General features: G+C 39.8%; 12 protein-coding genes. 9 read left to right on the forward strand and 3 right to left on the reverse strand.

The genetic code is table 11. The features are described from left to right. Positions 1-3: 3 nt before the first annotated feature. Positions 4-1,773, reverse strand: coding sequence for a B12-binding domain-containing radical SAM protein (locus tag ACN6NE_RS17145; protein WP_013082206.1), 1,770 nt, complete (start codon positions 1,771-1,773; stop codon positions 4-6). A gap of 193 nt (positions 1,774-1,966) precedes the next feature. Between ACN6NE_RS17145 and ACN6NE_RS17150 the strand changes: the two genes are divergently transcribed. The 9 genes from ACN6NE_RS17150 (at position 1,967) to ACN6NE_RS17190 (ending at position 11,566) form a co-directional block, all read left to right on the forward strand. Then, positions 1,967-2,686: a FadR/GntR family transcriptional regulator gene (locus ACN6NE_RS17150; protein WP_129707032.1), complete on the forward strand. Its 720-nt coding sequence runs from the start codon at positions 1,967-1,969 to the stop codon at positions 2,684-2,686. Between the two features lie 138 nt (positions 2,687-2,824). After that, entirely contained in the window at positions 2,825-4,345 is a 1,521-nt protein-coding gene (locus ACN6NE_RS17155) for a nicotinate phosphoribosyltransferase (RefSeq protein WP_129707034.1), read from the forward strand. Between the two features lie 36 nt (positions 4,346-4,381). Continuing rightward, positions 4,382-5,212: an ammonia-dependent NAD(+) synthetase gene (nadE, locus tag ACN6NE_RS17160; RefSeq protein ID WP_474326135.1), complete on the forward strand. Its 831-nt coding sequence runs from the start codon at positions 4,382-4,384 to the stop codon at positions 5,210-5,212. Positions 5,213-5,353: 141 nt separating this feature from the next. Continuing rightward, positions 5,354-5,488 carry a hypothetical protein gene (locus ACN6NE_RS17165; protein WP_276319793.1) on the forward strand — a complete coding sequence of 45 codons (135 nt, stop codon included), beginning with the start codon at positions 5,354-5,356 and terminating at the stop codon, positions 5,486-5,488. Between the two features lie 225 nt (positions 5,489-5,713). Continuing rightward, entirely contained in the window at positions 5,714-6,433 is a 720-nt protein-coding gene (locus ACN6NE_RS17170) for a (Fe-S)-binding protein (protein WP_129707707.1), read from the forward strand. 17 nt (positions 6,434-6,450) lie between these two features. Next, positions 6,451-7,890 carry a LutB/LldF family L-lactate oxidation iron-sulfur protein gene (locus tag ACN6NE_RS17175; RefSeq protein ID WP_303530690.1) on the forward strand — a complete coding sequence of 480 codons (1,440 nt, stop codon included), beginning with the start codon at positions 6,451-6,453 and terminating at the stop codon, positions 7,888-7,890. Further along, positions 7,868-8,581: a LutC/YkgG family protein gene (locus tag ACN6NE_RS17180; protein WP_129707041.1), complete on the forward strand. Its 714-nt coding sequence runs from the start codon at positions 7,868-7,870 to the stop codon at positions 8,579-8,581. Before ACN6NE_RS17175 ends, ACN6NE_RS17180 begins: the two co-directional genes overlap by 23 nt. A gap of 314 nt (positions 8,582-8,895) precedes the next feature. Further along, on the forward strand, positions 8,896-11,052 hold the full coding sequence (locus ACN6NE_RS17185) for a PAS domain S-box protein (protein ID WP_474326139.1): 2,157 nt from the start codon (positions 8,896-8,898) through the stop codon (positions 11,050-11,052). Positions 11,053-11,071: 19 nt separating this feature from the next. Next, positions 11,072-11,566 carry a methylated-DNA--[protein]-cysteine S-methyltransferase gene (locus ACN6NE_RS17190; protein ID WP_474326141.1) on the forward strand — a complete coding sequence of 165 codons (495 nt, stop codon included), beginning with the start codon at positions 11,072-11,074 and terminating at the stop codon, positions 11,564-11,566. Positions 11,567-11,575: 9 nt separating this feature from the next. Here ACN6NE_RS17190 and ACN6NE_RS17195 read toward each other — a convergent pair whose 3' ends face one another. Then, positions 11,576-11,740, reverse strand: a complete 165-nt coding sequence (locus tag ACN6NE_RS17195; RefSeq protein WP_013055953.1) for a hypothetical protein — start codon at positions 11,738-11,740, stop codon at positions 11,576-11,578. A 133-nt stretch (positions 11,741-11,873) separates the two neighbouring features. After that, complete coding sequence (gene mtnA / locus ACN6NE_RS17200; protein WP_013055954.1) at positions 11,874-12,932, reverse strand: S-methyl-5-thioribose-1-phosphate isomerase; 1,059 nt, start codon at positions 12,930-12,932, stop codon at positions 11,874-11,876. Positions 12,933-12,950: the final 18 nt, after the last annotated feature.

The raw sequence follows: 12,950 nt of genomic DNA on the forward strand, positions 1-12,950 counted from the left end.
GTTTTAGCTTACAACTGGAAGGCCAAATGCCTCTACAGGTGCTGAATAAAGTTTTGTATCATTTGCTTTTTGATCATAATAAGCAAGAAGAACAGATGGTTGTTCATTTATTTTTCCTGTTTGTTTATAATACATATAGTCAAATGGCAGAATCTCTAAAACAGTGTGCTTGTATAATTCTTTTTCAGCAAGCTGTTCAGCTTCAAAAGCCTGTCCCATAATAGAAGGATTAGCAAGCATTTGCTGATAGTAATGAGAGCGGACTTGTTTTTCTACTTTATCGTCCCACCAAGGTTTACGAGGCTTATGCTTTTGGTTTTGTAAATAATCAATTTTCATAAACCCTTCAATCATTTCTTCATTTGAAAAATTCTCTGTTTCAATATACTGTCTAAGGCGTCTGAATAAATCTTCAAGCTGGTGGCCGATTCGAACCCAGCCCATTTCATCCCAATACGTTCCGAAGTTTTGGAAGAAATCAAAAGGTGTATCATAGCAGTGCTCTACTAAAAACTCTATTGTTTCGTCCATTCGATGGTCATTCCAAAACTTTTCTAAAATATCTTCTACATGTTTGATACGTACGACATCTGAAAATGGCAAGACGTTATTGCTTAAAATTTCATAAGGCGATTGATCCATATATTGATAATTATAGCGAGGCGCACTTAAGCGTAAGCCGGTGCCGCGAAGCATTTTTAAAAAGCCTAGCTGAAGCTCTTCAGGGCGAAGTGCAAATACATCATTAAACGTATTTTTAAATGAGTTATAATCTTCGTCTGGCAGTCCCGCGATTAAATCTAAATGCTGGTCGATCTTTCCGCCTTCTTTTACCATTGTTACGGTACGCGTTAATTTTTTAAAGTTTTGTTTGCGTTTGACTAGTTCATTGACAGCATCATTTGTAGATTGAACGCCAATTTCAAAGCGGAATAATCCTTTGGGCGCATTATCATTTAAGAATTGAATAACTTCTGGGCGCATAATATCGGCAGTAATTTCAAATTGAAATACGGTACCTTCACGATGTTCATCAATTAAAAATTGGAACATTTCCATGGCGTAGCTGCGGCTGATGTTGAACGTGCGGTCTACGAACTTAATCGTGCGCGCTCCGTTATCCATCAAATAGCGAATATCTTCTTTTACCTTTTCTCTATCGAAATAGCGAACGCCTACTTCAATAGAAGAGAGACAGAACTGACAGCTAAACGGACAGCCGCGGCTTGTTTCAATATATACAACGCGTTTTGAAAGTTCTTGGCGGTCTTCTTCAAAACGGAAAGGAGAAGGCATTTCGCGCAGGTCAATTTTATTGCGCTGTGGGTTAACAACTGGCTTTCCTTCTTTTCGGAATGCCACGCCGCTTACGTTTTCAAACTGACGCTCTCCGTGAAGTTCGTCTAACAGCTGCTTAAATGTTTCTTCTCCTTCACCAATAGCGATAAAGTCAGCTTCAGGAATACGCTCTAGCCAGTGAGTTACATCATAGGTTACTTCTGGTCCACCGAATATAATGATGAGCTCGGGATTGATCTTTTTAAGCATTTGTGCGACTTTAATCGTTTCTTCAATATTCCAAATGTAACAGCTGAAACCAATAATATCTGGGTTGCGTTTATATAAATCAGTGACAATGTTCATAGCAGGATCTTTAATCGTATATTCGGCCATATCCACTTTATAGTCAGGTTCGGCATAGGCTTTTAAACATCGAAGGGCTAAAGAAGTATGAATATACTTGGCATTCAATGTACTGACAACAATGTTCATTCAAAAAGCTCCTTTTAACTCGTAATATGAAATCAATTTACTATTTTAGCACATTTGAGAAATAAAGTATAAATACCTTTGCGCTTTTGTTGTGGAGGGGAAAAGATTTCGGTAAAATGTAACAGAAACGTAAAAGAAGAAAGAGTCTCGGTTAATGTGAACCTTGGTGAACGAAAAAAATGAGGTGGAAAACGTGGAATATAAGCGAATTAAGCCAAAAAAAATATACGAAGAAGTAGCCGAAACGCTTCTTGAGAATATAAAAGAAGGCAGCTTGAAACCTGGAGACCGTTTGGATTCAGTGCAGCAGCTGGCGGAAAACTTTCAGGTAGGGCGCTCAGCTATTCGTGAAGCTCTTAGTGCTTTGCGAGCGATGGGGCTGCTGGAGATGAAGCAAGGAGAAGGCACATTTGTACGCGAATTTAACTCAGATATGCTGTCTTTGCCTGTAACTAGCGCTGTATTAATGAATAAAAACGATATTGAGCATTTGCTTGAAGTGAGAAAAGTATTAGAAATTGGAGCTGTTCGGGCGGCAGCTCAAAAGAGAACAGATGCGGATCTTAAACAGCTGTCCGATAGCCTAGAACAAATGAAAGGAGCGTTTGGCAATGAAGAACTGGGAGAGAAATCAGATTTTGCTTTTCATTTAACCATTGCCAAAGCCTCGCAAAACCCTCTTTTAGTGAAGCTGATGAATAACGTATCAGAAATGATGATTGAAACAATGAAAGAGACAAGACGCATCTGGCTTTACGCAGAAGAAAAAACGGCTGAACGGATTTATAAAGAGCATCAGCAAATTTATGAGGCTATTCTCTCTCAGCATGCAGAAGATGCTCAGCATTTTATGATGAGTCATCTTGACAATGTTGAACACGTATTAATGAAATACATACCGGAAGAAAAATAACGCCATTTCAGGTAGAAAAGTGCGCCCTAAACAACATAAAAACTAAAATTCAAGTACCTTCCGATAATTTATGCTTGCTCTATTGTGAAAAGATTTACATAATAGAAACTAGGATTGTCAAATGGAGGGTTATAAAGTATGAAAAAGCAATATAGAGATGATAGTTTGGCTTTGCATACAGATCTATACGAACTGAATATGGCGCATACGTATTTTAAAGACCACATTCATAACCGTCGTTCTGTATTTGAAGCTTACTTTCGTCGGATGCCGTTTGAAAGCGGTTATGCGGTGTTTGCCGGGCTGGAAAGAGTAATTGATTTTATTGCTAATTTTAGATTTAGCGAAACAGATTTAGATTATTTATATGAAGAATTGCATTATGAAGCGGAGTTTATCGACTATTTAAAACAAGTTCGCTTCAGCGGTAATATTCGTTCGGTCGTAGAAGGCGAAATGATTTTTGCTAACGAACCGATGCTGCAAATTGACGCTCCTTTAGCAGAAGCGCAGCTTATCGAAACGCCGCTTTTAAATATTTTAAATTTCCATCCGCTGATTGCGACAAAAGCCTCGCGTATTCGCTTGGCGGCGGGAGAAGATAATTTATACGAGCATACGGGTACAAATCAGCTTATGGAATTTGGTTCAAGAAGAGCACATGAGCTGGACGCTGCTTTTTACGGAGCAAGGGCTGCTTATATCGGAGGCTTTGACGCGACCAGTAACGTCAGAGCGGGAAAAGTGTTTGGAATTCCTGTGTCCGGCACTCACGCTCACGCGCTCGTTCAAGTCTATCGTGACGAATATAGTGCGTTTAAAAAGTATGCGGAATCACACCGTAACTGTATCTTTTTAGTAGACACATATAATACGTTAAAATCAGGTATTCCAAATGCTATTAAAGTAGCAAAAGAAATGGGAGAACGCATTAATTTTATCGGTATTCGGTTAGATAGCGGAAGACTTCCATATCTTTCTCAAGAAGCAAGAAGAATGCTGGATGAAGCTGGCTATCATGATGTGAAAATTTTCGCTTCGAATGACCTTGATGAGTACAGCATTCTAGATTTGAAAGCGCAAGGTGCCAAAATTGATGGATGGGGAGTTGGAACAAAGCTCATGACGTCTTTTGATCAGCCTGCGCTAGGAGCTGTGTACAAGCTGGTTTCTATTGAAGATGATCATGGAAACATGGTGGATACAATTAAGCTGTCAGAAAACCCGGAGAAAATTTCAACTCCCGGCTTAAAAGAAGTATATCGAATTGTAAATCAAGTGAACCACAAATGGGAAGGCGATTATATTACGATGCAAGACGAAGTGCCGAACGAAGAGCAGCATTTAAAAATGTTTCATCCTATTCATACGCACGTCAGCAAGTTTGTCACGAACTTTAACGCACGTAAAATTCACCAGCCAATCTTTGCACAGGGAAAGCTTGTGTATGAGCAGCCTACAATTGAAGAAATGAGAGCCTACTGCTTACAAAACTTAAAGCATCTATGGGATGACTACAAAGTCATTACAAAATCGAACGAAGATGTATTCCGTCCTACAGAGTACCCAGTAGACTTGAGTACAAACTGCTGGGATAACAAAATGCAAAATATTGAAGAGACTAGAAGCAAGTTACTATCTGATACAGTGCTTGTGTAGATTCCATCAGCTAGTAATGAGAGGAGAGTTTTTTTTATGAAAGAGCTACAAAAGCAAATTATTGGAGAAATGAATGTACAAAAAGAAATTAATCCCGTGGAAGAAATTCGCCGCAGCGTTGATTTTCTGAAATCCTACATGAACAAATATCCTTTTTTACGTTCGTTTGTACTAGGTATTTCCGGTGGCCAAGATTCTACGTTAACTGGAAAGCTAGCGCAGCTAGCGGTTAATGAGTTGAATGAAGAAGCTGGAGAAGAGCGCTATCAGTTTATTGCTGTTCGTCTTCCATACGGTGTGCAAGCAGATGAAGCAGACTGTCAAGATGCACTTGCTTTTATTCAACCAACAAAATCTATTTCTATTAACGTAAAACCAGCAGTAGATGCTATGCTTTCTGCTGTTGAAGAAGCGGCAGATGATAAAGTTTCCGACTTCAACAAAGGAAATGTAAAAGCACGTGAACGAATGATTGCGCAATATACGGTAGCGGGCATGTACAGTGGAGTCGTACTCGGAACGGATCACTCTGCTGAAGCTGTTACAGGATTTTATACAAAATTCGGTGACGGAGGAGCTGACTTAGTGCCTATCTTCCGTCTGAACAAGCGACAAGGAAAACAAATGCTAAAAGAATTAGGCTGTCCCGAGCATCTATATATGAAAAAACCAACGGCTGATTTGGAGGAAGATCGTCCACAGCTTCCGGATGAAGAAGCGCTCGGCGTAACGTATGAGCAAATCGACGATTATTTAGAAGGCAAAGATGTAGGTGAACATGCAAGTAACGTCATTGAAGGTCACTTCTTAAAAACACAGCATAAACGCCAATTGCCAATCACAGTATTTGATGATTTTTGGAAATAAATAAGTAAGAAGCTAAGACAAAAGCAGTTTAGTTGAAGGAAGATCCGAACGATGAAGATTCTTGATAGAGAATCTTCATCGTTCGGATTTTTTTAATGTTATGGCAAACGTAGGTTTCACGTGTTTCGTTTCTTCTAGCGGTTGATTGGAGAGCAAGACGAAGACTCCTGCGGGAAAAGCGGAATAGATGAGACCCCGCAGGAGCGGAAGCGACGAGGAGGCTCATCGACGGCACGAGGAAAGCGAAGTCTTGCATGGAAATCAACCCCAGTGTAACAAGTAATCCACATTAAGTCATTTATCCAATTTGTTCATCTTTAGATTGAAATGATTTAGTTATGTCTCAATTTCCTATTTTTTATGAAAAAAAGATAGCAAACAAAGAAAGGTATTTTTGAAAAACTAGTGAAATTAGAAAAACATAGGAGTATAATAGCATTAAGTCATCTGATGACCTGTTAACTAAAAGAAGTAAAATGATCAGCTTGGAGGGAGCAAATGATGAAAGTATCTTTATTTGCGACATGTTTGATTGATATGTTTCAAACAAATGTAGGAAAAGCGACGGTAGAATTGTTAGAACGATTAGGCTGCGAAGTGGATTTTCCAAAGAGTCAGGTATGCTGCGGGCAGCCTGCGTATAACAGCGGTTACGTAAAAGAATCAAAAGAAGCGATGAAAAACATGATAAAAGCGTTTGAGCATGCAGAGTACGTTGTATCTCCATCGGGCTCGTGTGTGACAATGTTCAAAGAGTATCCTCATCTTTTTGAAGGTGATGCTGCATGGTATGAACCTGCCGTGAAGCTGGCTGATAAAACGTATGAGCTAACGGACTTTATTGTAAACGTTTTAAAAGTTGAAGATGTAGGAGCCAGCTTAAATGGCAAAGCCACTTATCACTCTTCCTGTCACATGACGCGTTTGCTAAATGTAAAAAAAGAACCTTTTACACTATTAAACAACGTAAAGGGTCTTGAAATGGAGAACCTTGAAAACAGTCATAACTGCTGCGGATTTGGCGGGACGTTTTCGGTTAAGATGGGGCAAATCTCTGAACAAATGGTCGATGAAAAAGTAGGCTGTATAGCTAAGACAAACGCAGAGTACTTAATTGGAGCTGACTGCGGCTGTCTTATGAATATTGGAGGAAGAATTGAACGAAAAGGACAGCCTGTAAAAGTGATGCATATCGCTGAAGTATTAAATAGCAGAATGTAAAGAAAGGAGAATGCCGAATGTCTATGAAAATAGGAAACGATCAGTTTAAAAAACGCGTGGATGATGGAGTCAATAATGCGTTTATGCGCTTTGCGGTTTCAGGTGCTCAAGAGCGCTTAAGAAGCCGTAGATTAGATGCAGCAGAAGAGTTAGGGAATTGGGAAGAATGGAGAGCGCTTGGCGAAGAAATTCGTCAGCATACGCTTGAAAATCTAGATTACTATTTAGAACAGCTGACAGATAATGTAGCAAAACGCGGAGGCCACGTTTTTTTCGCTCAAACAGCTGAAGAAGCGAATGAGTACATAAAAAATGTAGCGAAGCAAAAACAGGCAAAGAAAGTGGTTAAGTCCAAGTCAATGGTTACAGAAGAAATTCATATGAACGCTGCTTTAGAAGAACTGGGCTGTGAAGTTATTGAAACGGACTTAGGAGAATATATCCTGCAAGTAGATGATCACGATCCGCCTTCTCATATCGTAGCTCCTGCGCTTCATAAAAATAAAGAACAAATTAGAGATGTATTTCAGCAAAAGCTTTCTTATAAAAAAACAGAAAAGCCTGAGGAGCTAGCGCTTCATGCCCGGGAAATGCTGAGAAAAGAATTTTTATCAGCAGATATTGGCATCACAGGATGTAATTTTGCGATTGCAGAATCTGGATCTATTTCACTTGTTACCAATGAAGGAAATGCAAGGCTAACAACCGCCCTTCCTAAAACGCAAATTACGGTTATGGGAATGGAACGGATTGTGCCCACATTTGAAGAGTTTGAAGTGTTGGTAAGCCTGTTAACTAGAAGTGCAGTAGGTCAGCGCCTTACAAGCTACGTAACAGCACTTACGGGACCTAGACTTCCAGGGGAAGTAGACGGACCGGAAGAATTTCACCTAGTGATTGTAGATAACGGACGATCTGCGATTTTAGGAACTGAGTTTCAATCTGTTTTACAGTGTATTCGCTGTGCGGCATGTGTGAATGTATGTCCCGTGTATCGCCATATTGGAGGACATTCATATGGATCTATTTATTCAGGTCCGATTGGAGCTGTATTATCTCCTTTGCTTGGAGGCTATGAAGACTACAAAGAGCTTCCATATGCCTCAACGCTATGCGCAGCCTGTACAGATGCCTGTCCAGTCAAAATTCCGCTGCATGAGCTATTGCACAAGCATCGTCAGCGAATTGTTGAAAAAGAAGGAAAAGCACCTATTTCGGAAAAGCTGGCGATGAAAGCATTTGGCTTGGGAGCAGCTTCTTCTTCTCTATATACCGTGGGCGCTAAAGTAGCACCGGCAGCTCTTACTCCTTTTATGTCAGGAAGCAGTATTTCCAAAGGGCCTGGTCCATTAAAAGCGTGGACGGAAAGCAGAGAGTTTCCAGCGCCTACAAAAGAGCGCTTACGAGATTGGTTTGATAAAAGGAGTGATGATGATGAACGGAAGCATTCAAAATAGAGACAGTTTTTTGGACAATATTGCTGCTAATCTTAAGCGAAGCAGGCGAACAAGCGGCGTAGTAAAGCCACAATGGAAGCATGCTCCTCAGCATGAGGTCTACCGCAACTATTCGCCGGATCAATTAAAGAAAGAGCTTGAAAACCATTGCGAACGTATTCATACTCGCTATGTAGAAACCTCATCACAACACTTACCAGCTGCTCTTGAGGAAGCCGTAGCGAACTATGGAAATGGTCTTGTCTGCACGTGGAATGATCCTAGGTTTTCCGAATATGGATTGAATCCGCTGATGGAGAAATGGGAAACAAACCGTAACCTTCACGTATGGAATTCAGTAAAAGGCGATGAGAATGTTAAACTAGCTGAACAAGCAAACGTCGGCATCACGTTCAGTGATTTGACGCTAGCGGAATCTGGAACAGTTGTTTTGTTTAGCAGTGCTGTAAAAGGACGAGCGGTAAGCTTGCTGCCCGCCACTTATATTGCAATCATACCCCAAAGCTCAATTGTCCCTCGCATGACACAAGCCGCTGAAATGATTCATGAAAAAGTAGAGCGAGGAGAAACGATTGCTTCTTGCATTAACTTTATTACGGGACCGAGCAATTCAGCTGATATTGAAATGAATTTAGTAGTTGGTGTGCATGGACCTATTCAAGCAACTTATATTGTAGTGAATGATCGATGAGGCTGGGGAAAAAGTAGTTTAGTTGAAGGAAAATCCGAACGATGAATCGTTCGGATTTTTTCATTGGTATGGTGAAAGTAGATTTCATGTATATAGTTGCTTCTAGCGGTGTAACAAGGGATCTGATTGATTTCGTTATCTCTCAACCTCTTTTATTCATGCTTTCTTTCTAAATAGCGGGATAATGTGAAGAAATGTCGCATTTTGAATAAACGTGCCTAATTTTAAAAAGGTAAAAAGCAAATCTTGTAGAATACTAAGTCTATAGATAAAAGGTGGGGAAATGGGAAGTGCAAAAGAAAGGAGCAATGAGCATGTCACCACACAGAGAATTAACATCTGAAGCTGGCCAAAAGCAGCAAGGTGAATTACAGCAGCTACGAGCTATTTTTAATGACGTATTAGATGCCATTGTCGTATTTGATGAGTATTTTCAAGTTATAAATGCAAATGAATCAGCCTGCGGGCTGTTTGAAAAAACAAAGGATGAGCTATTAACGTATCAAATGAAAGATTTTCTGATGTATTTTCCGTATGACATGATTGAAGATTATTATCCAGCACTCTTAGAAGAAAGCTATTTCAAATATGAAGGCGCGATGACGCTTCGAAGCGGCATGATGAAACATGTTGAATTTACTTCACACAAACATAGTCACATGTCGGGCATTATTGTGTGTACATTTCGAGATATTACGCAGCACAAGATGATGGAAAATGAACGGTTTATTAGTCATCATATGTTTATGGATGTATTTAATGAAGCGGTAGATGGAATTGTCATTTTTGATCGAACTGGTCAGCTTATCGACGCGAACCCTTCATTTTGCGAACGATTAAATTATACAAGAGCACAGCTTCTAACCAAAACATTAGAAGAGCTTGTAGAACCTACTTATCATTATAAGGTGAAAAAATTATGGAGAACTCTGCATCAAGAAGGAAAGACAAGCGGAGAGCTACCTATCAGGCTCGAAAATGGAGACGTGACTTTCTTTGAATTTACCACAACGGCTAATATATACAGTCAATACTATATGTCCATTATGAGAGACGTGACGGAAAAACGGCTGATGGAGCAGCAGCTGTTGAGAAGCGAAAAAAATTTCAGGGCTATTTTTGAAAATGCGATTGAAGCGATCTTGATTTGGAGAGACGATGGTGAAATCTTGAACGCTAATCTTGCTTCTTCGCGTACATTTGAGCTGCCGTTAAACAAACTAATTGGAAGCAATTTGTATACGTTTATCGATACAAAAAGCTTTAGTGCGTTAAAGGTGCTCCAAACGTTTCAAACAAAAGGAGAAATTCGCAATCAGCTTCCTTTTTACATGCCAAATGGAGAAATCAAACAGTTGGAATTCACAGGGAAAAAAGGCATTATAGAAGGAGACCATTTAACGATTTTTCGAAACATCAGTGAACGTACAAAAATCGAACAGGAGCTTCGGAATAACGAAGAGAAATTCAGACAGATTTTTAATGGTTCGATCGATGGGTTAGTTTTATGGGACGGCAAGCGAAATATTATTGATGTAAATTCTTCTCTTTGTGATATTCTAGAACTCAGCAAAGAGGAAATTTGTGCGCACTCCATGGAGGATTTTATTTCTTCAGCGAATTTAGATGCGGTCATTGAGCATAAAGAAACGATTGAGCAAAAAGGGGAAGCTGAAGGAGAGATTACGTATGTTACGGGGAACGAAAAAGTTAAAAATATCGAATTTTCTACGAAAAAAGATATCTTGCCAGGTCTATATATGACGCTTTTAAGAGACGTAACGGAACGAAATCAAATGCAAGAGCAGATTCGGAAATCGGATACGCTTCAAGTAGTCGGACAGTTAGCAGCTGGGATTGCGCATGAAATCCGCAACCCGATGACAGCTTTAAAAGGGTTTGTTCAGCTGTTAGAAAGTAGCATTCAAGAAGATCACTCTCTTTATTTTGATATTATTAAATCCGAATTAAAAAGAATTGAAACCATTATTACAGAGTTTCTAGTACTCGCTAAGCCACAGGCCGTAAAGTTTGAAAAGAAAAATCTAGCTGCGGTTGTTAAAGAAACGATTGATTTATTAAATGCTCAAGCGCTTTTAGAAAATATTCAGTTTGAACTAAGTGTGTCTCCTCAGCTGCCAATGGTGTACTGCGAGCCGAACCAGATTAAGCAAGTACTAATAAATGTAATTAAAAATGCCATTGAAGTCACGTCAAACGGAGGAAGAATTTTTGTTGAAGTCTACTCGACAGAGCCGCGCTACGTGACGGTTTCCATCCGAGATCAAGGAGACGGAATGCCCGAAGAGCGAATCAAGCGCTTAGGAGAACCATTTTATACGACAAAAGAAAAAGGAACGGGACTCGGCTTGATGGTTTCATATAAAATTATCGAAGAACATAAAGGACGCATTGAAGTGGAAAGCAAAATAGGAGAAGGCACAGCTTTTCGTATTATTCTTCCAGCCTAAAAAGAAAGGATATGCAAGTATGTACTATGGAGAAATGAACTTATTTTCTGATTTGAAAATTTATATTGTAGCCTCGGAAAAAGGGGTTCAACATATTTGGTTTGATAGCGATGATCATAATGAGCAGCTTAAAGAACTTGTCCATGACGAGAATTATCACCATGTGAAAGAAGCGAAGCGACAGCTGCAGGATTATGCTGAAGGGCGCACGCTAACATTTGATTTGCCTTTGGATATAAAAGGAACAGACTTCCAAAAAGAAGTGTGGTTAACCCTTAAAGGTATACCTTATGGACAAACGTGGTCTTATAGTGATGTAGCGGAGTCTGTTAATCGCTCTAAAGCCGTAAGGGCTGTGGGACAAGCGAATCGTCGAAATCCACTGCCTATTATTTTACCTTGTCACCGTGTGATTGGAAAAAATGGAGCTTTAACAGGTTATGCAGGCTCCCAAACTCATGTAAAAGAGAAACTATTAATGCTTGAAAGAAATGTAGCAAAAGGCGCTCTGTAGTTAAAATAACTATTCACCGTCTAATTTCCAGCCTTCTCCTTGCACAAAAACACCGTCAATTTGCTGAGGAGAAGGGAGGGAATTTAGTTCTTCATCTTTGGATAAATCGAATAGCTGATATTGCTGCTTACGATTCAGCGCTTTGTTTTTATCCGTTTTTTGCTCTGAACTCATATTTACTCCCCCTTATTCAAAAAGAATCCCCTATAATATATGTAGAAAAAGAAGAGAGTACTGTTACAATTGTGTTACAAATGCAGTTGAAAACCAGTGCTCAACAAAAAAAGCCGCATAGCAGCGGCTTTTTTTATTGAGCAGATTGCAGCAAAACTTTTTGAATGGATTCAAAAGACGGGGAATGGATAATTCCATGCTCTGTAATAATGGCCGTAATCAGTTCGCTTGGCGTCACATCAAAAGCTGGATTGTACACAGAGATTCCGTCTGGAGCAATTTGTGTATCTCCAATGTGCGTTACTTCTTTAGGTGAACGTTCTTCAATAGGGATGCTGCTTCCATCTTGAATAGATAAATCAAATGTGGACTGCGGCGCTGCTACGTAAAATGGAATACCGAACGCTTTCGCTAAAAGAGCAAGTCCATATGTTCCAATTTTGTTAGCCGTATCGCCATTTGCTGCAATGCGGTCAGCACCTACAATAATCCCATTAATTCCTTTTGTTTTAATTGTATGAGCGGCCATATTATCCGTAATCAGCGTAACGTCCACTCCCGACTGCTGAAGTTCCCATGCTGTTAAGCGAGAACCTTGAAGAACGGGTCTTGTTTCACAGGCAAATACTTCAAGCGGAATATCGCGCTGCTTAGACAAGTGAAAAGGTGCTAAGGCTGTTCCATAATAAGCTGTAGCAATTGAACCAGCATTACATATTGTCATAATTTTATCTTTCTTTTTAAATAAAGAAAGAGCATGATCTCCAATTCGGTAGCACGTTTCTTCATCTTCTACTTGAATTTGAATAGCTTCATGAACAACTTTTGTTTTAGCTTCATTAACGGACGAAGCGGACTCAGCGCTTTTCGCTACGCGCTCCAATGCCCAAAATAAATTGACGGCAGTAGGGCGTGAACTAGCTAAATACTGTTGATCAAGAGCTAGCTTTTTGTTAAATTCTTTGACTGAATCTGTGTCATAGCTAAGTGCAGAAAGAGCAAGACCAAAAGCCGCCGTAATGCCAATTGCAGGGGCTCCGCGTACTTTCAAGGTAGTGATAGCGTCCCATACGTCTTTAATGGTTTGCAGCTTAATATATTCAACTTTGCCAGGAAGCTGCTGCTGATCTAATAAAGTAATATATGATTCATTCCATTCCACTGAGCGCGGAAGTGATAGTGTATTTGTCATGCTGATACCGATCCTTTC

Source organism: Priestia sp. 53B2, assembly GCF_056099005.1.